Source organism: Halomonas sp., from assembly GCF_031581305.1.
Lineage (GTDB): Bacteria > Pseudomonadota > Gammaproteobacteria > Pseudomonadales > Halomonadaceae > Halomonas.
Genome location: NZ_JAVLBC010000002.1, coordinates 28,128 through 48,295, shown reverse-complemented (window position 1 = coordinate 48,295; position 20,168 = coordinate 28,128). Strand labels below are relative to the sequence as shown.

Here is a 20,168-nt window from a genome sequence, read left to right as displayed (position 1 = left end):
TCCTCCACCGCCTCCAGAAACGCGCGAGCGTTGCCCTGAAAGTCATGCAGATGACGCTGAAGCCGCTCATGAGACCAGTCCCACCAGGCGAGTGCTTCCAGACGCTCTGCGATCTCGGGGTCCTCGAAGCGCGGTCTCAGGACTCGAGCCGGGTTACCCACCACGATCATGTAGGCCGGCACGTCTCGCGTGACCACACTCCCCGCGCCGATGATCGCGCCGTTGCCGATACACACGCCCGGCAAGACGATGACGCCATGACCGATCCATACGTCATGGCCCACTACCACGCGGTCGGCCTCGCGCCACGCGAATACCTCGTCATCCACGAATTGCTGGTCCGATGTGAACCCGAACTTGCCGGGCCGGTAGGTAAAGTGATGTAGCGTGGGACGCCACCAGGGATGGTTACTGGGATTGACCCTCACGCTGGAGGCGATTGACGTGAAACGCCCAACCCTGGTAAACATCAGGTCACCGTCACGCTAGATATAGCTGTAGTCTCCTATATCGACGTGGTTGAGCACACAACGCTCACCTATCTCCGTCCAGTTTCCCAACCGAGTGGCATTCAAACAAGCAGTCTCATGCACAGTGGGCTCGATGGCCAGGGTATTCATCCTCGGTTGACTCATCCTGCGTCTCCCATCTTGTAGTGTGTCATGGAGGGTTGTGTCATTGGACCAACGCAGACCTCTTCACCATCCTTAGGTACCCGCACATTGGCGGGCAGAGAGTTCGGCGACTCGGCAAGCTCCCGATCCAGATCGTGACCGATATGGGTCAGATACGCCGCCGAAACGCCGACGCGCTCGATAATCTGCAGCGCTATCGGCAGGGAATTATGATTGGTCGGGTTGACGACGCTGCTGGGGTGGCCGGTGTCGAGTACCACCACATCCGGCTGCCACTCGCGCAGGAAGCGCTCTGTCGCCCCCGGCAAGCCGCAGGTATCGGTCAGGTAGGCGAGTCGCCCGCCTCCGTCATCGAGGCAATAGCCCAGGGTCGGCTTGCTGTGATGGAGTGGTACGGGCGTCACCGTCAACGACGGTAGCAGCAGCGGCCGAAACGGCTTGAGGCCCGCCTTGAAATCCAGCACCCCGGGGTGGCGGAAGAGGTCGGCAAAACCTTGTGGGTCCTTGGGGCCATAGACCGGCAGCGGCTCCCCCCTGCCCCAGCGCAGATGCAGGAGGCCCTGCACATGATCGGCGTGATAGTGGGTCAGCAGGATCGCCGACGGCCGCTCGCGCTCACAGCTCTCTGCCAGATCCATGCGTCCCGCATCGATCAGATAGCGGTGGCCATCGACACGAACCTCGGCGCTGCACGGCCCCCGGCGATGACTGGACAGCACCCGCGCACGCGCACAGGCGTCGCAGTCACAGCCAAAACAGGGCACCTGGGCACTGTCGCCTGTCCCCACGAAGCGAAACTTCACGCAGGAACCTCCGTCTCGAGCAGTCGGTCCATCGCCGCCAGGCTGGCATCCAGAGGCCCGCCGTTATCGATGCGCACCACGTCCGGCAAGGCATCGCGCAGTTCCCGATGACGCTGCAGCCGGGCCTCGATCTCCGCCTCGCTCTCTCGTCCACGCCGACGTAACCGACCGCGCAGCACTTCTTCCGCTGCCGTGATCACCACAGGGAGAAGCGCCTCACCGAAGCGCGCCTGGGCCTGGCCAAGTGCCCGCCGGCTGCCATTGACCAGCACCACCTTGTCGCAAGCCAGCCAGGCCTCCAGCTCGATGCCCAAGCCATACTGAAACCCGTGTGCCTGCCAGGAGAGGGCGAACAGACCCGAGCACTCACGGGCGGCAAACTCCTCGCTGGTCAGTGCCACGCTGTTCTCGGTGGGTCCGCTGTGACGGGTCACGTAGCGATGGGCGACCATCCACTCGGGATGGCGCCGGCGGACTGCCTCCAGCAGGGTGTCCTTGCCCACCCCACTGGCGCCCACCAGATACACCAGGCGGCCCATCAGTGCACCTGCCTGCCAGCGCACCATACCCGCTGCACCAGCGGATGGTCGTCGACCACCCGCACCCGCAGCAGATCGGCGCGCAGCCCCGGGGCGAGCCGACCGCGATCAGTGAGCCCCACTGCCTCGGCCGGTGTTCGTGTGGCCGTGGCCACCGCCTGAGGCAGGGAGTACCCCTCCGCCATGCCGGCAATGCGGAACACCGCATCCAGCAGTGCAGCAGGATAGTAGTCCGAGGAGAGCACATCGAGCACACCCAGCCGCACCAGCTCTGCCGCCGCGATATTGCCGGAGTGCGAGCCGCCACGCACGACGTTTGGCGCGCCCATCATCACCGCCAGGCCGTGGCGGTGAGAGGCCTCGGCCGCCTCGCGGGTCGTGGGGAATTCAGCCACCCGGGTGCCATACTCGACGCTCTCGGCCACATGCTGGATGGTGGCGTCATCGTGGCTGGCCAGGGCCAGACCCCGCGCCTGACACGCCTCGGCGATGGCGCGTCGATGTGCACTGCTGTAGAGAGCGCTGTTGGCCAGCTGCTTCTCGATGAACGCCTCTAGTGCCTCGTCGCTGAGCCGATATTTCCCCTGGTAGTAGGTGCGGTAGGCATCCAGACTGGCGAATTGACGCTGGCCCGGCGCATGGTCCATCAACGACACCAGGCCCAGCAGCGGCGAGCCGGCCAGTGCCTCGAAGCGAGAGAGCGTCTCGGGGTGGCACACTTCACAGCGCAGGTGCAGGCGGTGATCGATACGCGCCATGTCGTCGGTCATGATCGCCTGCAGCGAGTCGACCATGTCGAGCAGCGCGCCGTGGCGCATGCTCTGTTCGTCGACATCGCCGATCGAGAGCGCATCGAACACGGTGGTGATGCCGCTGGCAGCCATCTGGGCATCATGCGCCAGCGCCGCGGGGCGTCCCGGCCAAGCCACCTTGGGGCGCGGCTGGAAATACTTCTCCATATTGTCGGTGTGCAGCTCGACCATGCCCGGCATCAGGTAGTCGCCCCGGCAATCCAGGGCACCAGGATGCCGACTCGGCGCATTGTCGATGCCGGCGATGCGGCCGTCGCGAATCTTCAGCGAGCCCAGGCACACCTCATCGTCCAGAATCAGACGCGCGTTGGTGAGAATCTGTTCGGCGGCATTCATCAGCGAACCTCCTCGAACGGGGTCTCGGCCGCTTCCAGCACGGCTCCCATGTGGGCCTCCAGCGGCAACAGGCGATCCGCTACTCGCTCTCGCACATCCTCATCATGGAAGATGCCAAGCAATGCCGCGCCGCGCGCCTTGGCCTCCTCGATCAAGCCCACCACGACCTCGCGGTTGGCGGCATCCAACGAGGCGGTCGGCTCGTCGAGCAGCAGCAGAGGGTGCTCGGCGATGAAGCCCCGGGCGATGTTCACGCGCTGCTGCTCACCGCCGGAGAAGGTGCCCGGCGGCAGTGACCACAGCCGCGGTGGCAGGTTGAGCCGAGCCAGCATTGTCTCGGCGCGCTCACGGGCCTCGTCAGGCTCGACACCACACGCCAGCAGCGGCTCCATCACCACTTCTACCGCTGGCACGCGAGGTACCACCCGCAGGAACTGACTGACGTAGCCGATCACGTCGCGGCGCAGAGAGTGCCAGGCGTGGGCCGGCAGATCGGCGAGCTCGAGCTCGCCGTCCTCGAAATGCAGGCGCAGGCGCCCACCGGTGACGCGATAGCTGCCGTGGAGCATCTTGAGCAGCGTGCTCTTGCCGATACCACTGGGTCCGGCAAGCACCAGGCATTCGCCCGGTAACAGGGAGAGCGAAAGGCCACGCATTACCTCGAGAGTCATGCCGCCCTGGCCGTGCAGCACGAAAGACTTGTGCAGGGCGTCGACGGTCAGGAAGGGTTGCGTCAGGGTTGTCATGGGTGACAGCTCCTCAAGGCGTGAGTACCGACGACACCAACAGCTGCGTATAGGCATGCTGCGGATCGTCCAGAATCTGATCGGTCAGGCCGCTCTCGACCACCTGGCCGCGGCGCATCACCATCAAGCGGTGGGCCAGCAGTCGGGCGACCGCCAGGTCATGGGTCACTAGAATGACCGAGAGGCCCAGCTCGCGTACCAGGGTGCGCAGCATGTCGAGCAACCGGGCCTGCACCGAGACGTCCAGACCTCCGGTCGGCTCGTCCATGAACACCAGATTCGGCCGGGTCACCAGGGTGCGAGCGATCTGCAGGCGCTGCTGCATACCGCCCGAGAAGGTCCTCGGCGCGTCATCGATGCGCGTCGGGTCGAGCTCCACCCGACCCATCCAGTCCTGGCCGGCCGCCCGCAGCTGGCCATAATGACGCTCGCCCAGGGCCATCAGGCGCTCACCAATATTGGCACCGGCCGAAACCCCAAGGCGCAGCCCATCACGCGGATTCTGGTGCACCAGCCCCCACTCCATGCGCAGCAGTGCCCGTCGACGCGCTTCGCCAAGGGCATACAGATCGAGCTCCCCCTCGTGGCTCTGGTAGGCCACCTGCCCGGTATCCGGGCGCTCCAGGCCCGAGAGCACGCGCAGCAGGGTCGACTTGCCGGAACCGGACTCACCGACGATGCCCAGCACCTCGCCGCGATGCAGGGTGAAATCGATCGCCTCGCAGCCCTTGCCGGGGCCGTACAGGCGCGAGACACCGCGCGCTTCCAGCAGAGCGGGCCGTTGCAGATCGGGACGCTTCATGCCACCTCCTCACGACGTGACTGGCAGTAGTCGGTATCCGAGCAGACGAACATCCGCCCGCCCCGGTCGTCGGTAATCACCTCGTCGAGGAAGGTGTCGCGAGCCCCGCAGATGGCGCAGGGTTCCTCCCACTGCTGCACTTCGAACGGATGGTCCTCGAAATCCAGGCTCTCCACCCACGTATAGGGCGGAATGGCGTAGAGCCGCTTCTCGCGTCCGGCACCGAACAGCATCAGGGCCTCGGCCATGTGCAGCTTGGGGTTATCAAACTTGGGAATCGGCGAGGGGTCGGTGACATAACGCCCGTCCACCTTCACGGGATAGGCATAGGTCGTGGCGATATGCCCATGACGCGCGATGTCCTCGTAGAGCTTGACGTGCATGACCCCATACTCCTCCAGGGCATGCATCAGCCGCGTCTCCTCTTCGCTGGGCTCGATGAAGCGCAACGGCTCGGGAATCGGCACCTGGAAGATCAGGATCTGGCCCTGTCGGAGAGGCCGTTCCGGAATGCGGTGGCGAGTCTGGATCACATCGGCCTCGGCCGTCGCCGAGGTGGTCGTCACCCCTGCCACCCGCTCGAAGAAGGCGCGGATGCTCACCGCATTGGTGGTATCGTCGGCGCCCTGGTCGATCACCTTGAGCACATCGTCCTGACCCAGCATGCTGGCCGTCAGCTGCATGCCACCGGTACCCCAGCCGTAAGGCATCGGCATCTCGCGCCCGCCGAAGGGCACCTGATAGCCGGGAATGGCCACTGCCTTGAGCAGGCCGCGGCGGATCATGCGCTTGGTCTGTTCGTCGAGGTAGGCGAAGTTGTAACCGGTCGCGGCATCAGAATAGTCGTTCATGCCTGCTGCTCCTCCGGCGCGGTAGTGGGTTCCTCGTCAGGCTGTAGCCGGCGGGCGGCATGCTCGCGGCGCAGGCGCCGCAGCAACTCCAGCTCCGACTGGAAGTCCACGTAGTGCGGCAGCTTGAGATGTGAGACGAAGCCCGCCGATTCGACACTATCGGCGTGGGCCAACACGAATTCCGCCTGCTGGGCAGGGCCCGTTGGGGTCTCACCCAGTTCCTCGGCGCGCAGGGCGCGATCGACCAGCGCCATGGCCATGGTCTTGCGCTCGTTGTGGCCAAAGGCCAGCCCGTAGCCGCGGGTAAACTGCGGTGCCACTTCACGCGAGCCGCCGAACTGATTGATCATCTGGCACTCGCTGATCTCGATCTCGCCAATGCACATGGGCATCTCGCACTCCTCCACCTCGATCTCGACCGCCACACGACCCAGGCGAATCTCCCCGGCGAAGGGGTGGTTGCGCCCATAGCCGCGCTGGGTGGAATAGCCAAGGGCCAGCAGGTAACCCTCATCGCCGCGTGCCAGCATCTGCAGCCTGGTGGCACGATCTACCGGGAAGTCGGGGGGGTCACGGGTAATGTCATAGGGCTCGCTGCCGTCGTCTGCCTCGCGCTCGAGCAACCCCTCGTCATCGAGCAGTTCCAGGATCTGCGGACAGGCCGCCAGGGCCTCCTCGGTCTCGACCGGCGTCGGGGTATCTCCCTTGGCGAGTTGGAGGAAGTCCAGCAGGCGGTGGGTGTAGTCGTAGGTCGGGCCCAGTACCTGGCCGCCAGGGATGTCCTTGTAGGTGGCGCTGATGCGTCGCTCGATGTGCATCGCCGCGGTGTCCAGAGGCACCGTTTCAGCCAGCCGCGGCAGTGTGGTGCGATAGGCGCGCAGCAGAAATACCGCCTCGACCATGTCACCGCTGGCCTGCTTGATGGCCAGAGCAGCGAGCTCCGGGTCATACAACGAGGCTTCGGCCATCACCCGCGCCACGGCCAGGCGCAGCTGCCCTTCCACCTGAGCTACCTCCAGTTCGGGGGATTCGCGACTGCCTCGCCGGCGGTCGGCCAACCATCGGTGCGCATTGGCAATGGCTTGCTCTCCGCCCTTCACTGCGACGTACATGGGTCAGCCTCCTCTACCCGGGAAGATGTGATGCGGGTGCTGCGCGGCACTGCTGCCAGTCGGGCCCCGCAGGTCAGGATGGCGTCCAGCCCACGCGGGAAGCGGGACTGATTGGCCGCCAGGCGGTGCATGAGGGCATCGTCCTCCCCTATGCCGAGGCGCCGGAATCCGGGGATACCTGGCCCCTGAAGCCGCCAGGGACCCTCGGTATCCAGCTGCTCAAGCACCACCAGCAGCGTAGTGCTGCGGTCGGGGTAGATATCGCTGCCTTCGTTGAATACTCGAGTGGGATCGGCCAGGGTGGCCGGGGTCACGAGCGCGAAGTCCGCCTCAACGGCCTTGTCGGTCAGGCGGCTGCCGGTATGGAACCTCAATCCCTCGCCCAAGCCACCGGCGGCCAATTCGGGGGTCAGCCACACCCGTGTGTCGAGATCGCACAGCGTCAGCAGTGTCGCCCAGCAGGCTGCGCCGATGGCGGCTTCCTCAGGCCTGTGCGGGGTCTCCAGCATGTCTTCAACGGTGCCGGGCTCCGCCATGGTCGACAGCAGTTGGCGATAGGCGCGCTGGCTGTCGTGGACGGGATCGTCAAAAGCGGACCACTGCATGCTCATTCCCCTCGGACCATGGTGAAGAAATCGACACGGGTCGCCGCCGCGCGTCTTCCATGCGCGTCACGCTCGGCGCAGAGAGCAGCCTCAAGCGGCGCCAGCAGCTCGGCCTCGATGCGCTGTCCCCAGTCGTCACGCTGTGCGCAGGCATCAGCCAGGGCGATGAGCTCAGCATGATGCGCATCGCGGCCCTTGACCCAGCCGTGGCCCAGTGGACCGCCGCCCGGCGTGCCGTCGTCCAGGGACACGCTCGCCCGGGTCAGGGTCATCTCGCCGAGATTGAAGGCCTTGCCGCTGCCGCCCATGCGGCCGCGCACCATGGCCATGCCGGTCTCGGGGCCGCGGACACAGCGGTAGTCGGGAGCGATGTCCAACCGAGCCCAGTGCTCGGCCAGACGCTCGCGGGGAGTCAGCGCCAGAATGCGCTGGCGTCGTGCAGACGTCATGAAGACACCTCGTCAGTAAAGTCGATGTGGTAGGAAAGACGGTCGGCCCGGGCACGACTGATCGAGACCTCGACCAATGCGCCGTCGGCATCAACGTTGTCGCTGGCCAGCTGCAGCAGTGGGGCCTGATGCGGGCACTGCAGCAGGCGCTGGTCCTCACGGTCGGCGACCCCGGCCTCGATCCGGACCCGGCGACGTGCAAGCCGTAGCCCGTAGTGCTGATCGAGCAGTGCGCGTGTGGAGCCGCCCCGGTATCGATCCAGCCAGCCGGGTACTCGCGCTGGGTCGAACCAGTGGCGCAGACGTAGTAGCGGCGCCTCGTCCACCCAGCGCAGGGTATCGACGCACATCAGGGTCATGCCGGCGGGTTGAGAGAATCGCGCGGCAATTGCCTCTGGCGCCACGACAAGCGACTGCTGGAGGCATTCGGTCGTGGTGGTGATGCCCAGCTCCGCGAGGTTGTGCGTCACCTTGCTGCCAGCGCTCACTGCATAGTCCAGCCGCCGATCGACCACCAGCGTGCCCAGGCCCTGGTGGCGAGTCACCATGCCGTCCGACACCAGCTCGTCGAGGGCGCGGCGCACGGTGTGGCGGTTGACACCGAAGCGCCGGGCCAGCTGGGACTCGCTCGGCAACCATTGTCCCGGGGAGAAGTGGGTCCTCACCTCTTCGGACAGTGTCCCGGCCAGGGTGAGATAGCGAGGTTCACGAAGGGCTTGTCTAGACATGTCGCCTCCTGAAAAAGAAGCGCTTCAGATGAAGCGCTTGCGAACCTTCTGGGAGGCCATATCGAGCAGCGTCACCGCCACGATGATCACCAGCATGATGGTGGCTGTCTCGGTGTACTGGAAACCGCGCATGGTCTCCCACAGCGCCACACCGATGCCGCCGCCACCCACCATGCCCAGCACCGTGGCTGAACGGATGTTGGACTCGAAGCGATACAGGCTGACCGAGATCCACAGCGGCAGGACCTGAGGAATCAGCCCGAAGATAATCTCTTCAATGCGCCCAGCACCGGTCACGTGCACCCCCTCCATGGGGCCCGAATCGCTCGCCTCCACTGCCTCGGAGAACAGCTTGGCCAGCACCCCGGTGGTGTGGACGAACAGCGCCAGTGTGCCGGCGAAGGGTCCCAGTCCCACGGCCACCACGAAGACCATGGCGAACACCAGCTCGTTGATCGCACGGCAGGCATCCATCAGCCGACGCATGGGTTGATGTACCCACCATGGAGCGAGGTTCTCGGAGGACAGTAGACTGCAGGGAATGGCGCATAGCACCGCCAGCAAGGTGCCCCAGATGGCGATCTGGATGGTGACCAGCATCTGGTCGATGTAGTGCTCCAGATTGCCCAGGGCCGGCGGGAAGAAATCCCCGGCCAGTTCGGCCATGTTGTCGGTATTGGCAATCAGCAGCCCGGGCTGCATTTCCGCGCCCTGCCAGGCCCACCCGAGCACCGCCAGGGTCAGGGCCCATCCCGCCAGCGGGACCCAGCCTCGCCGTGCCGCTCGGGCGTCCAATGTGGAGTGATGCACATTCATGGGAACTCCCGTTGAGGGGCCCGCAAGCCCCTCGTCATTCAGCGCTGGATGTCGTTACTGGCTGACCATTGCGGTCGCCGGCGCCTCATCGGATCGGGCCTCGGCTGCCTCGAGTCGCTGGTTCAGTTCTTCGAGCCGGGCATCGAACTCGGCCAGCTGGCGGTCGCGCTCTTCTTCGGACAGGCTCTCGTCCTTGGCGACCTGAGCACGCTCCTTGAACAGCTCCAGTTGACGAATGGGCAGAAGCTGATCGTTATTGGATTCGTCGAAGCGTGCCCACTGCAACGGCTCGAGGATCTCGCGCTGGGCCTCAGTCTCGCCGTAGGAATAGAAGAACTCACGCAGCTCTGCCTTCAGATCCTCGGGAAGGTTCTTGCGCCATACCAGCGGGTCGGAGGGAATCAGCGGCGACTTCCAGATCACCTTGATCTGTTCTGCCTTCTCGGGATGATTGATTTCTAGTCGCTCCATGCTCTCGGTATTGAACGTGGCCACGTCGACCTGACCGTTGGCCACGGAGAGCGCATTGGTTTCATGGCTGGAGTTCATGGTGCGCTTGAAGGCAGTGGTGGCATCCACCCCGTTCTTTGCAAAGATGTAGTAACCAGGCACCAGATAACCGGAGGTGGAATTGGGGTCACCGTTACCAAAGATCAATTCATCAGCGCGGTTCAGCATGTCCTCCACATTCTCGAGGTTGCTGTCACGATGAGTGATCAGCAGGCTCCAATAGCCCGGCGCACCGTCGGCGGCCACAGTCTGGGCAAAGACCTCGCCACCGGCACGATCAACGGCCTCCATGGCCGACTTGTTGCCGTACCAGGCCAGATCGACCTTGTCGAAGCGCATGGCCTGAATGACCGCGGCGTAGTCAGTGGCAAAGAATGGCTGCACTTCCATCCCCAAGGTGTCGGACATCTCGGCCAGGAAGGGCTCCCATTGGGTGGCCTGATTCTGGCTCGACTCGGTGGATATGATGCCGAAGTTCAAGGTGTCGGCAGCAAGAGTCAGCTGGCTGGCAAGCAGGCTGGCACCGGCCACCAGCGGCAGGGCGATACGACGCAGGGTAAAACGGGTCATGGCAAGGACTCCTTCAGAGGTAGTGATCAGGAAACAGGGGTCAGCCCAGCGCACCCACGGGGGTGGCCAGGTCAACGGAGGTAGAATGGGAATGGAGCTCGTCGAGTCCAGCGTTCTCGTACAACGACTCGAGGCGGGCATCGGTGAGATGGCTGGTGGGGCCATCGAAGTACAGGCCCCCCTCCTTGAGGGCAATGGCACGCGGACAGAAGCGCCGTGCGACCTCCACCTGATGCAGCGTGATCAACACGGTGCGGCCGTCTTCGGCATTGATACGTGCCAGGATTTCCATAACTTCACGGACACTGCGTGGATCCAGCGAGGCGATAGGCTCATCGGCCAGGATGATGTCGGCGTCCTGCATCAGCACTCTCGCAATGGCCACGCGCTGCATCTGTCCGCCGGATAAGGTGTTGGCGCGCTGGTCGGCCAGGACCTCGATACCCACCCGAGCCAAAGCACGGCGCGCACACTGCCTCTCTTCCTCGGTGAAGCGACCCAAAAGGGCGCGTCCACGGGGCATGTTGCCCAGCTGACCGATCAGCACGTTGGTCAGCACGCTCAGTCGGCCGACGAGGTTGAACTGCTGGAAGATGTAGCCAGTGCGGCAGCGATCGGCGCGAGAACGGCGGCTCAGGCGGCCACCGCTCTGGATATCGCGGCCAAGAACCTGAACGCGGCTCTTGCCATCGCGATTGGAACGGGTGAGGCCAGCGAGGTGACGCAGCAGGGTGGACTTGCCGGAGCCTGACGGCCCGATCAGCGCCACCATCTCACCGGGCTTGACCGAGAAACCGACATCGCGAAGCACGGGGTGGTGACCGAAGCTTTTGCTTAGCTGGTCAACCAGGATGCTGGGAATCGACATGACACCTCTCCTCGTTGGGATGGCATCAGTGTCGCGGCATCAGGTTAACGTCAGTTGTCTAGACAATGATGATCTCGTGACACGGGAGCGAGTCACTCAGGTCACGAGACAGGTCACAGAGTCGCTGCCCTTGCATATATCAACAGGTTACAAATGCAAGTCACCAATTCGTCATTCAGGTGACTCCCGTTCGTCATTCAACAGGGCATAACTTGCACTGGAGTCGAGGTTTAGTTGACATAGGTTCCCTCCAGGTCTTTCAGCAACTGCTGGTAGGTGTTGCGGGTGATGGGCAGCAGGGTGGCGACGAACAGCCCGAAGACCGCCGGCACATAGCCGATGCCATGACCGATCAACGAGAGCACCGGGATCATGATGCCGAACAGCGCGATCGACGGAATGGTGACAATGATCGAGGCGGCGTAGAGCACACTCTTGGTGATGGCGATGCCAATCGGCACGCCGGTGAGGGTAGCGATGCCGGCGGTAATACTCACCAGCGCGATGTGTTCCAGGGTGCGGGTGGTCAATAGGTCGATGTTGTCCAGTGCCTACTGAATCAGTTCCACGTCAACTCTCCTCTTGATCGGAGGGCCATGCGCCATGCGCATGGCTCGCTATTGATGGCGTGACGCTTGGCCACCTCGGCTTTCAGGTGCTTCGGGGCGGCAGAGGCGTCGATGCTCACTCCCCCTGGCCCGGCCAGACGCACGACGCCTGCTCCCGACCCACGTGAGAATGGCAAGCCATGAAGGAGTGACGAAAACTGAAGGAAAGGAGGTGTCGGCAACGCTTCAAGGGCGGTGTAGTCACGACACCGCCCTCCCCTTTTCGCCACGAGGATGTTGGCGATAGTTCGCTCCCCGCGAAGGGGAAGCGTGTCAGAAACGCGTCAGGGGATCAGGCGCCGAGTATTGCCTTGGTCTCGGCGTACTCGAGAAGGCCCTCGTCTCCCCACTCGCGACCGTTACCCGACAGCTTGTAGCCGCCGAAGGGGGCATCGAACGAGAATTCCGCGCCCTGAAGATAACACTGGCCAGCCTTCAGGCGTCGTGCGATGGGTAGTGCATCGTCGACGCTGCGAGCGAACACCGCCGAGGAAAGTCCATAATCCGAGTCATTGGCAATCTCGATCGCTTCCTCCAACGTGTCATACGCAATGATGCACAGCACCGGACCAAAGATTTCTTCACGAGCGATTGCCATGTCATTGTGCACGTCGCTGAAGATGGTTGGGCGGACGTAGTAGCCCCGTGAGAGCCCTTCGGGCTCCTGCGCTCCCCCTTCGACCAAGGTGGCGCCCTCTTCAAGACCTCTTCGAATGAACCCCAGTACAGTATCCTTCTGGCGCCGGGACACCAGGGGTCCCATCGTCGTTCGCTTATCCCCGGGATCACCGACCACTTGTTCCCTTGCGATCTCGCCGGCCAGGGTGGCGGCTTCCTGAAGCTTCGACCTCGGTACCAGCATGCGTGTCAGTGCATCGCAGGTCTGTCCGGTATTGGCCATCACGTTTTCCACGCCCAGGCGGACCGCCACGTTGAGGTCAGCCTCTTCGGTGATCAACAACGGGGACTTCCCGCCGAGCTCCTGGCAGACTCGCTTGACGCTTGGTGCTGCCTTTTCCGCCACCTTTATGCCAGCTGAGGTGGACCCGGTGAAGGAGACCATATCCACATCCCGGTGGCTCGCCATGACCGGGCCGATTTCGCTGCCCATGCCAGTTACCAGGTTGAAGACGCCCGGCGGCACCCCGACGCTGTCGAGGATTTCGGCCATGATGAAGTCCTGCAGGGGTGTCTGTTCAGCGGGCTTGGCCACCACGGTGCAACCTGCCGCCAGAGCAGGGGCCAACTTACCGATCAATTGATGCAGGGGATAGTTCCAGGGATTGATCAGGGAGCAGACGCCGATAGGCTCGCGAACGATGGCGACACCTTCCTTGTGCTCGACCTGTTCCATCCTGAAGGCACGTTCAGCGTAGTAGCGCATGCCTTCGATGGGACCATCCACATGAATGGCTCCGGTTACTTGGGTCGGGCTGCCCAGGGTCATGATATGGACGTCGCAAAGCTCATCGTAGCGGCGCTGCATCTCGTCCGCGGCAGCCATCAGCAGCTCGTGACGACGTTGTGCCGGAGTGGCTGACCAGGCAGGGAACGCTTCCCGCGCTGCCGAGATGGCCCTCTCGACATCCTGCGAGCCTGCGCGAGGTACGGAAGCACAGAGCGCCTCAGTGGCCGGATCCAGAACTTCCAGACGTTCTCTGCTGATGGGGGCCTGCCATTGGCCGTTGATGTAGAAATAGTCTCTATGTTGCATGCGCGACCTCCGATGACGCTTGGTGAAAGGTGAAAGGCAATACGTTACGTATCCTATCCGCTCGCGCCGTGGGTCGAAATAACGACAGCTTGTGTCAAGCGACAGCAAGAAATCATCCCTGTCACGAACGCTCAGCGCGACTCTTCCATGGCCTGCGGAGCTCTCACGTGGACCTCGTGGCCCATCTCCTCCAGCTCGTCGTCGATCAGCTCGGCAGGAAAGCCCTCGCCAAGCACACTGACATCACAGCGCTCCTCGAGACGGCGGATGATGTTGGAGGACCACTCCCGGGCGCCAAAGGAATCCTGGCCATCACGGAAGATATCCAGCAACAAGGGCGAGACTTCGAGCGGGACATCCAGGCTCTTGGCCAGTGAATCGAACAGGCCTACATCCTTGAGGACAAGATCCATGGTGAAGCTGATATTGCGACTGCCGTTAAGGATGACCTGTGACTCGGTCTCATGAACGAAGGAATTTCCCGAGGAAATGCGAATCGCTTCATAGGTCGTATTCATGTCCATACCGGCCTTACGGGCAACGGTCAGGGACTCGGCCAGGGAACATAGATTGGCGGTTGCCAGGTAGTTGGTCAGGACCTTGAGCACTGAGGCCGAACCCAGTGGCCCAGTATGCAGGACACGGCGACCAAGCGTGGTCAGCACCGGTAGCACCCGGTCGAAGGTGGCTCGGTCACCCCCGGCAAAGATCGAGATATTGCCGGTGGCGGCACGATGACATCCACCGGATACCGGCGTCTCCATGGCCATGGCGCCTGTCTCGTGCACTCGATCGGCAATGCGGATGAGCTCCTTGTCATCGGTGGTGCTCATCTCGAGCCATATCTTGCCCTCCGACAGCCCGGCAATAATGCCATCCTCAGCTTCCATGACAGCACTGCAAGCTGCTGGAGACGGTAGACAGGTGATGACCAGGTCGCAGGCTTCGGCAAGCGCCCTAGGCGAGTCTGCCAGGGAAGCGCCTTGATCGATGAAGGTCTGTACGAGCTGAGGTTCCAGGTCACGGACTGTCACGTCATGACCATTGCGGAGCAGACTGGCTGCAAGCTTGCCGCCCACGTTTCCCAGGCCTAAGAAACCGATTTTCATGTGCTGCCTTCCCATCAAGATTCACTTTCGGCGAATTGCGCTTCGTCACAGGCAGAACAGAGAAAAGGTCGACATGGACACTCTCTGAACCTTGCCGCGGTCAAGCTCGATATCAGGGGAGGTTATGGAACGCAGGGCGCAAGGACAATTCACGGTTTTTTGTATTACTGGTAACATCTTTTTTAAGGCCAAAATGGACTCTCCCGCCATGAGGATCTCTGCATAAAACTGGCCTTTTGCAAGAGGCGCTTGTCATCCCTTGAAAAACATCACGATATCTGGGAGGTAAGCCAACTGATGAGAGAGCTGACTCTTCCATTAGAGGCAGTGCCCTTCTGGCATACGATACCCCACTCACCCTGAGACTCCTTGACTTTATTCGCAGGATTGATCAATCGACCGTCAGCAAGAGCATCATCGGCAAAGGGACCATTGACGAGTGCCACGCCCTCACCTCTTTCGGCCATTTCAAGCGCAGCGGCCAAGGTATCCACGACAATCTTTCCTCGAGGATAATCAGACTCGTATTTCGGCAACTCGGGAGATGGCGTATTGAACCAGTTCTCCCAGCTCCAGCTTTCCGTATAGACCTCGATGAGTGGGTCGCTCTTCAGGTCTTCCAAGGGCAAAGGTGGCTCAAGCCCTGGCAACATGTCCGGGCTGCAGACCGGGAAGATCCGAGAGGGAAACAACGGTATCCAGTGAAGATGTGGAGGAAGGGGGGTATCACGATAGATAATCGCAACATCGGCGTTAGCTTCATCGAACTCCCAACCCACGCTGTAGGTCATCACCTGTAATTCCACGTCGGGATGACTGTCATAGAACTGGACAAGGCGAGGTGCCAGCCAGCGTATCGACGTGGTGACATAGACCTGCATGCGAAGCGGGTCAGCATGATGCAACTGGCGAGCCGCTTCGGCGCCATTGATCAGGGTCGAGATAGCTTCTCGTACATGGGGATAAAAGCGATGGCCCGCCATCGTCAGGACGACGTGACGCCCCTGGCGTTCAAAAAGCTTGACGCCTAAGCTCTCCTCGAGTCGCTGAATCTGGTTGGCAATAGCGGGGTGAGTCAGGTGCAGCTCTTCAGCAGCCGCACGCAGGTTTTGCAGTCGCGCGGCCGCCTCGAACCCTCTCAGAGAGCTCAGTGGAGGCAACTTGTTGAGTGGCAGAGGGGGCAGCATGGTTATAAGCTAACACGGGGTGATAACTGGCGCATCACGCTGCGCGTCGATGCGCGGCTGGGCTGCTTAATCCATGACTGCTGATTGTTGCATGGGTTGCCGCAATGGGCTCGTAACATGACCCCTGCATCAGGGGGCCGCGGGACACCCCTTACCCTCCGTACCGCATGACCAGGAAGATGCGCCTTTGAGTCCGCCGTTCTCATGATGATCCGCCTTGCGCTCACTGGCGACTCAGCAACTCGCACGCCGGTGCTGGGCTGTGGCTACAAGCCACACTGCCGGCAACATTGACTCGTTCGGATTCACTGAGGAGCGAACAGTGAGCCTTGTGAGCAAGGCACAACGTGGTCACAGACATAAATAAGGGCCTACGACATTGTCGTAAGCCCTTGAATTCGTGGCGCGCCCGGCAGGATTCGAACCTGCGACCCTCGGCTTCGGAGGCCGATACTCTATCCAACTGAGCTACAGGCGCACATGCCTGGCGATGGCTGCTAGGCGGTCAACATCGTACCCGCCAGGCCTTCCGCTGTCCAGCGACCATCCCGCCAGCGACCATCCCGCTCCGCTCGTCCCCGGCCATGGTATGAGCCGAGGCATTTTCCTGGCGTCAGTGATGCCGGTATACTGGCGGCAACTTATGCGCGCCATGGCGTCCACCGGCTGACGTGATGCCGAGCGTGATTCCGTTCCAAGGACCGTCGAGAGGTGGTGAGAGTGAAATCCAGCAAGCTGATCATGGGGTGTCTAGCAGCCACCCTGGGCCTGACCGCAGGCGTGGCTATGGCACAGGACGACGCCGAGCGCGAGGCCATCGCGGAACGCCTGAAGCCGGTCGGGGAACTCTGCCTGCAGGGCGAGGACTGCGGCACCGTCATGGCAGCCAGCAGCGGCGGCGGTGACACCTCCGATGGTGGCGGCAGCGTGGATGGCGAGGGCATCTACAACAATGTCTGCATGGCTTGCCATGAGACCGGCGCCGCCGGCGCACCGGTGCGCGGCGACGAAGCCGCCTGGAGCGAGCGCACCGGCAAGGGCTTCGAGACCCTGCTGAGCCATGCCATCAACGGCTTCAACGCCATGCCCGCCAAGGGCGGCAACCCGAGCCTCTCCGACGAGGAAGTCCAGGCTGCGGTCGGCTACCTGGTCGAGCCGGTCATGGACGTGCCGGAACTGGGTGGTGACGACGCGCCGGCCGAGGAAGCGGCGTCCAGCGAGGCAGGCGGGGCGCCCGACGATCAGGCGACCGCGTCCACTGATGGCGAGGCCGCGGCGGCCGAGGCCGATGCATCCGGCGACGAACCGGCCCATGCCGGCATCAACGGTGAGGCGATCTACAACCAGATCTGCATGGCCTGCCACGAGACCGGCGCCGCCGGTGCCCCGGTGCGCGGCAATACCGACCAGTGGTCCGCCCGCCTGGAGCAGGGCATCGAGATCCTCTATGACCATTCCATCAACGGCTTCAACGCCATGCCCGCCAAGGGCGGCAACCCGAGTCTCTCCGATGACGAGGTGAAGGCCGCCACCGACTATCTGGTCGAGCCGGTGCAGTAAGCTCCGGCCTACGTGAACGCAAGCGGGGCGCCCTGAGGCGCCCCGCTTGCGTTGGGTCGCTCGATATATTGCTCGCGCCATCGCGCAGCACCCTCTCAACCCAGTAAAGAGCGCAGCCCGGCGATGGCGTCCTGCCCGCGGGCCTGCTTCTTCTCCGGGTCCTCCCGGTCGGCGCGGCCCTCCCACTCGAGATCGCCCTCCGGCAGCTCGTCGAGAAAACGGCTGGGTGTGCAGTCCATCAGCTCGCCATAGGTCTTGCGCTGACGCGCCAGCGTCAGGGTCAGGGTGCGTCGTGCTCGCGTGATGCCCACGTAGGCCAGGCGACGCTCCTCCTCCACCGTGTCCACCTCGATGGCATTGCGGTGGGGCAGCAGCTCCTCTTCCAGGCCCATCAGGTAGACGTGGGGGAACTCCAGGCCCTTGGAGGCGTGCATGGTCAGCAGCTGCACTCGGTCGGAGTCGTCCTCCTCGGCCTGCTGCTCGAGAATGTCGCGCAGCACGAGTCGGGAGATCGCCGCCTCCACGTCATCGGTCTCGGTCTCCTCGCTGGCCGTGTCCTCGGGATCGCGATTCATGGACTTCTCGAGCTGATCCACCAGCACCCAGACGTTGGCCATGCGGCGCTCGGCGATGGTCGGGGCGCTGGCGTTCTGGTAGAGCCAGGCCTCGTAGTCCATCTCGTGCAGCATGCCGCGGATGGCCTCGATGGCATCACCCTGGTCCATGCGCCGACGGACGCCATCGATAAAGTGGGTAAACCTCCCCAACCTCTCGACGGCTCTGACCGACAGCTGCTGCTCCAGGCCCAGCTCGTGGCAGGCGGCGAACAGCGAGATGCCACGCCCGGTGGCCGGGTCGTTGGCATAGTTGGCCAGCTTCTCCAGGGTGCTGGGGCCGATCTCGCGACGCGGCACGTTGACGATACGCAGGAAGGCGTTGTCGTCGGCCGGATTGATCAGCAGCCGCAGATAGGCCATGGCGTCCTTGATCTCGTTGCGCGAGAAGAAGGAGGTCCCGCCCGAGAGCTTGTAGGGAATCTGGTAGTGCTGCAGCTTGAGTTCCAGCAGCCGGGCCTGGAAGTTGCCGCGGTAGAGCACCGCGAAGTCGCGCCACTCGGCCCGCTCCTTGATACGCCGGGTGAGGATCTCACTGGCTACCCGCTCGGCCTCGGCCTCCTCGTGGCGGTTGACCACCACGCGGATCGCCGCGCCCTCGCCCATCTCCGACCACAGGGTCTTGTCGTAGACGTGGGGATTGTTGGCGATCAGGGTGTTGGCGGCGCGCAGTATGGTGCCGGTGGAGCGGTAATTCTGCTCCAGCTTGATCACCTTCAGGCGAGGGAAATCCTCGCCCAGGGTGACCAGGTTCTCGGGGCGTGCCCCGCGCCAGGCATAGATCGACTGGTCATCGTCGCCCACCACGGTGAAGGTCGACCGCTCGCCCATCAGCAGCCGAACCAACAGGTACTGGCTGATGTTGGTGTCCTGGTACTCGTCCACCAGCATGTAGTGGATCTTGCGACGCCAGCGGGCCAGCGCCTCGGGATTGTCGCGCAGCAGCACCACCGGCAGCAGGATCAGGTCGTCGAAGTCCACGGCGTTGTAGGCCTTGAGATGGCGCACATAGGCTTCAAAGACCCGGGCGGCGTACTGCTCGTCGTCGTCCGCGGCATGGGAGAGCGCCTGGCCGGGCAGCACCAGGTCGTTCTTCCACTGGGAGATCTGGTGCTGCACCGCGTTGATCTGGTCGGCGTCGACCTGGGCATCCTTGTTCATCAGGTCGCGCAGCAGCGCCTTGGCATCCTCCGGGTCAAATAGCGAGAAACCCGGCCGGTAGCCCAGCACCTTCAGCTCGCGGCGGATGATGTTGAGCCCCAGGGTGTGGAAGGTGGAGACGGTCAGCCCATGTCCCTCCTTGCCCTTGAGCATGCTCCCCACGCGCTCCTTCATCTCACGGGCAGCTTTGTTGGTGAAGGTCACCGCGGCAATCCGCCGGGCGCTCATGCCGCACTCCTGCACCAGATAGGCAATCTTGGTGGTGATCACGCTGGTCTTGCCCGAGCCCGCCCCGGCCAGCACCAGGCAGGGGCCGTCGATATAGCGCACGGCCTCCTGCTGGCGGGGGTTGAGGCCGGCAAGGCGGCTGGCGATGGTCGGTGACATCAGCGGTTCCTCGCGGACTCGGGGTCGATGCCCTCGGGCGAGCCAGCACTCGGGAGGCCGGCCCCCGGATGGCCGGCCCCCACAAACGCCAGCTGACGCCAGGCCTCGTAGACCACTACCGCACAGGCATTGGAGAGGTTCAGGCTGCGGCTGTCAGGGCGCATGGGAATGCGCAGGCGTCGGGATGGGGGCAGGGCATCGAGCAACGCCTGGGGCAGGCCACGGGTCTCGGGGCCGAACACCAGGGCATCCCCCTCGCGATAGGCCGGCTCATGATAGCCGGTCCGCCCGCGGGTCGAGACGGCGAAGACCCGCTCGGGCGCCACGGCGGCGAGGAAGGCGGCCCAGTCGGCATGCACCCGCACCCGGGCCCACTCGTGGTAGTCGAGGCCGGCGCGGCGCAGGCGCTTGTCGTCCAGCGTGAAGCCCAGCGGCTCGATCAGGTGGAGCCGGAAGCCGGTGTTGGCGCAGAGCCGGATCAGGTTGCCGGTATTGGGCGGGATCTCGGGCTGGTAGAGCACCACGTCAAGCATCAACGGCTCCTGATATTAAGGGCTTACAACGCGCTCGGGCCCCGTACGGGGCCCGAGAAAGAATCGCCTGGCGCGGGCATCGCGCCGCTAGGCCCCAATCGGCGCGCACGCCG

21 protein-coding genes and 1 tRNA gene are annotated in these 20,168 nt (G+C 63.5%); 1 reads left to right on the top strand and 21 read right to left on the bottom strand.

Annotated features, from left to right (window positions below):
* The 19 genes from RI841_RS00485 to RI841_RS00395 form a co-directional block, all read right to left on the bottom strand.
* Positions 1 to 470, bottom strand: a 470-nt coding sequence (locus RI841_RS00485; RefSeq protein WP_405000886.1) for an antibiotic acetyltransferase, incomplete at its 3' end; no start/stop codon positions are given.
* Between the two features lie 161 nt (positions 471 to 631).
* On the bottom strand, positions 632 to 1,438 hold the full coding sequence (phnP, locus tag RI841_RS00480; RefSeq protein WP_310703551.1) for a phosphonate metabolism protein PhnP: 807 nt from the start codon (positions 1,436 to 1,438) through the stop codon (positions 632 to 634).
* Positions 1,435 to 1,977 (bottom strand): ribose 1,5-bisphosphokinase, encoded by a 543-nt coding sequence (gene phnN / locus RI841_RS00475; RefSeq protein WP_310703550.1) that lies wholly within the window; start codon positions 1,975 to 1,977, stop codon positions 1,435 to 1,437. Before phnN ends, phnP begins: the two co-directional genes overlap by 4 nt.
* Positions 1,977 to 3,125, bottom strand: a complete 1,149-nt coding sequence (locus tag RI841_RS00470) for an alpha-D-ribose 1-methylphosphonate 5-triphosphate diphosphatase (protein WP_310703549.1) — start codon at positions 3,123 to 3,125, stop codon at positions 1,977 to 1,979. Before RI841_RS00470 ends, phnN begins: the two co-directional genes overlap by 1 nt.
* Positions 3,125 to 3,871, bottom strand: coding sequence for a phosphonate C-P lyase system protein PhnL (phnL, locus tag RI841_RS00465; RefSeq protein ID WP_310703548.1), 747 nt, complete (start codon positions 3,869 to 3,871; stop codon positions 3,125 to 3,127). The genes RI841_RS00470 and phnL overlap by 1 nt, the downstream gene beginning before the upstream one ends.
* A gap of 13 nt (positions 3,872 to 3,884) precedes the next feature.
* Positions 3,885 to 4,673, bottom strand: coding sequence for a phosphonate C-P lyase system protein PhnK (gene phnK / locus RI841_RS00460; protein ID WP_310703547.1), 789 nt, complete (start codon positions 4,671 to 4,673; stop codon positions 3,885 to 3,887).
* Positions 4,670 to 5,524: an alpha-D-ribose 1-methylphosphonate 5-phosphate C-P-lyase PhnJ gene (locus RI841_RS00455; protein ID WP_310703546.1), complete on the bottom strand. Its 855-nt coding sequence runs from the start codon at positions 5,522 to 5,524 to the stop codon at positions 4,670 to 4,672. The genes phnK and RI841_RS00455 overlap by 4 nt, the downstream gene beginning before the upstream one ends.
* Positions 5,521 to 6,636, bottom strand: a complete 1,116-nt coding sequence (locus tag RI841_RS00450) for a carbon-phosphorus lyase complex subunit PhnI (protein ID WP_310703545.1) — start codon at positions 6,634 to 6,636, stop codon at positions 5,521 to 5,523. The genes RI841_RS00455 and RI841_RS00450 overlap by 4 nt, the downstream gene beginning before the upstream one ends.
* The gene (phnH, locus tag RI841_RS00445; protein WP_310703544.1) at positions 6,621 to 7,241 is read right to left on the bottom strand and encodes a phosphonate C-P lyase system protein PhnH; all 621 of its coding nucleotides are present in this window, start codon (positions 7,239 to 7,241) and stop codon (positions 6,621 to 6,623) included. Before phnH ends, RI841_RS00450 begins: the two co-directional genes overlap by 16 nt.
* Before the next feature lie 2 nt (positions 7,242 to 7,243).
* Positions 7,244 to 7,690, bottom strand: coding sequence for a phosphonate C-P lyase system protein PhnG (gene phnG, locus RI841_RS00440; RefSeq protein WP_310703543.1), 447 nt, complete (start codon positions 7,688 to 7,690; stop codon positions 7,244 to 7,246).
* Positions 7,687 to 8,418: a phosphonate metabolism transcriptional regulator PhnF gene (gene phnF, locus RI841_RS00435; RefSeq protein ID WP_310703542.1), complete on the bottom strand. Its 732-nt coding sequence runs from the start codon at positions 8,416 to 8,418 to the stop codon at positions 7,687 to 7,689. The genes phnG and phnF overlap by 4 nt, the downstream gene beginning before the upstream one ends.
* 24 nt (positions 8,419 to 8,442) lie before the next feature.
* Positions 8,443 to 9,234: a phosphonate ABC transporter, permease protein PhnE gene (phnE, locus tag RI841_RS00430; protein ID WP_310703541.1), complete on the bottom strand. Its 792-nt coding sequence runs from the start codon at positions 9,232 to 9,234 to the stop codon at positions 8,443 to 8,445.
* Positions 9,235 to 9,288: 54 nt separating this feature from the next.
* A complete protein-coding gene (gene phnD, locus RI841_RS00425) occupies positions 9,289 to 10,314 on the bottom strand; it encodes a phosphonate ABC transporter substrate-binding protein (RefSeq protein WP_310703540.1) in 1,026 nt (341 codons plus the stop codon).
* 40 nt (positions 10,315 to 10,354) lie between these two features.
* Positions 10,355 to 11,182, bottom strand: a complete 828-nt coding sequence (gene phnC, locus RI841_RS00420) for a phosphonate ABC transporter ATP-binding protein (protein WP_310703539.1) — start codon at positions 11,180 to 11,182, stop codon at positions 10,355 to 10,357.
* A 230-nt stretch (positions 11,183 to 11,412) separates the two neighbouring features.
* Positions 11,413 to 11,712 (bottom strand): hypothetical protein, encoded by a 300-nt coding sequence (locus RI841_RS00415; RefSeq protein WP_310703538.1) that lies wholly within the window; start codon positions 11,710 to 11,712, stop codon positions 11,413 to 11,415.
* A gap of 370 nt (positions 11,713 to 12,082) precedes the next feature.
* Complete coding sequence (locus tag RI841_RS00410; protein WP_310703537.1) at positions 12,083 to 13,504, bottom strand: aldehyde dehydrogenase family protein; 1,422 nt, start codon at positions 13,502 to 13,504, stop codon at positions 12,083 to 12,085.
* A 131-nt stretch (positions 13,505 to 13,635) separates the two neighbouring features.
* Complete coding sequence (locus RI841_RS00405; protein ID WP_310703536.1) at positions 13,636 to 14,628, bottom strand: NAD(P)-dependent oxidoreductase; 993 nt, start codon at positions 14,626 to 14,628, stop codon at positions 13,636 to 13,638.
* Between the two features lie 254 nt (positions 14,629 to 14,882).
* The gene (locus RI841_RS00400) at positions 14,883 to 15,800 is read right to left on the bottom strand and encodes a LysR substrate-binding domain-containing protein (protein ID WP_310703535.1); all 918 of its coding nucleotides are present in this window, start codon (positions 15,798 to 15,800) and stop codon (positions 14,883 to 14,885) included.
* Positions 15,801 to 16,201: 401 nt separating this feature from the next.
* A tRNA-Arg gene (locus tag RI841_RS00395) sits at positions 16,202 to 16,278 on the bottom strand.
* 242 nt (positions 16,279 to 16,520) lie between these two features.
* Here RI841_RS00395 and RI841_RS00390 point away from each other — a divergent pair.
* Positions 16,521 to 17,360, top strand: a complete 840-nt coding sequence (locus RI841_RS00390) for a c-type cytochrome (RefSeq protein ID WP_310703534.1) — start codon at positions 16,521 to 16,523, stop codon at positions 17,358 to 17,360.
* Positions 17,361 to 17,455: 95 nt separating this feature from the next.
* Here RI841_RS00390 and rep read toward each other — a convergent pair whose 3' ends face one another.
* Complete coding sequence (gene rep, locus RI841_RS00385; RefSeq protein ID WP_310703533.1) at positions 17,456 to 19,522, bottom strand: DNA helicase Rep; 2,067 nt, start codon at positions 19,520 to 19,522, stop codon at positions 17,456 to 17,458.
* Complete coding sequence (gene trmL / locus RI841_RS00380) at positions 19,522 to 20,055, bottom strand: tRNA (uridine(34)/cytosine(34)/5-carboxymethylaminomethyluridine(34)-2'-O)-methyltransferase TrmL (RefSeq protein ID WP_310703532.1); 534 nt, start codon at positions 20,053 to 20,055, stop codon at positions 19,522 to 19,524. The genes rep and trmL overlap by 1 nt, the downstream gene beginning before the upstream one ends.
* Positions 20,056 to 20,168 lie beyond the last annotated feature (113 nt).

Bases quoted from the DNA above. Each gene is read 5' to 3' on its own strand.
- phnF (WP_310703542.1), bottom strand. From the start codon at position 8,418: ATGTCTAGACAAGCCCTTCGTGAACCTCGCTATCTCACCCTGGCCGGG.
- phnH (WP_310703544.1), bottom strand. From the start codon at position 7,241: ATGCAGTGGTCCGCTTTTGACGATCCCGTCCACGACAGCCAGCGCGCC.
- phnE (WP_310703541.1), bottom strand. From the start codon at position 9,234: ATGAATGTGCATCACTCCACATTGGACGCCCGAGCGGCACGGCGAGGC.
- phnC (WP_310703539.1), bottom strand. From the start codon at position 11,182: ATGTCGATTCCCAGCATCCTGGTTGACCAGCTAAGCAAAAGCTTCGGT.
- phnN (WP_310703550.1), bottom strand. From the start codon at position 1,977: ATGGGCCGCCTGGTGTATCTGGTGGGCGCCAGTGGGGTGGGCAAGGAC.
- RI841_RS00400 (WP_310703535.1), bottom strand. From the start codon at position 15,800: ATGCTGCCCCCTCTGCCACTCAACAAGTTGCCTCCACTGAGCTCTCTG.
- rep (WP_310703533.1), bottom strand. From the start codon at position 19,522: ATGTCACCGACCATCGCCAGCCGCCTTGCCGGCCTCAACCCCCGCCAG.
- RI841_RS00405 (WP_310703536.1), bottom strand. From the start codon at position 14,628: ATGGGAAGGCAGCACATGAAAATCGGTTTCTTAGGCCTGGGAAACGTG.
- phnD (WP_310703540.1), bottom strand. From the start codon at position 10,314: ATGACCCGTTTTACCCTGCGTCGTATCGCCCTGCCGCTGGTGGCCGGT.
- RI841_RS00410 (WP_310703537.1), bottom strand. From the start codon at position 13,504: ATGCAACATAGAGACTATTTCTACATCAACGGCCAATGGCAGGCCCCC.
- RI841_RS00455 (WP_310703546.1), bottom strand. From the start codon at position 5,524: ATGAACGACTATTCTGATGCCGCGACCGGTTACAACTTCGCCTACCTC.
- RI841_RS00470 (WP_310703549.1), bottom strand. From the start codon at position 3,125: ATGAATGCCGCCGAACAGATTCTCACCAACGCGCGTCTGATTCTGGAC.
- phnK (WP_310703547.1), bottom strand. From the start codon at position 4,673: ATGAAGCGTCCCGATCTGCAACGGCCCGCTCTGCTGGAAGCGCGCGGT.
- trmL (WP_310703532.1), bottom strand. From the start codon at position 20,055: ATGCTTGACGTGGTGCTCTACCAGCCCGAGATCCCGCCCAATACCGGC.
- phnG (WP_310703543.1), bottom strand. From the start codon at position 7,690: ATGACGTCTGCACGACGCCAGCGCATTCTGGCGCTGACTCCCCGCGAG.
- RI841_RS00450 (WP_310703545.1), bottom strand. From the start codon at position 6,636: ATGTACGTCGCAGTGAAGGGCGGAGAGCAAGCCATTGCCAATGCGCAC.
- phnL (WP_310703548.1), bottom strand. From the start codon at position 3,871: ATGACAACCCTGACGCAACCCTTCCTGACCGTCGACGCCCTGCACAAG.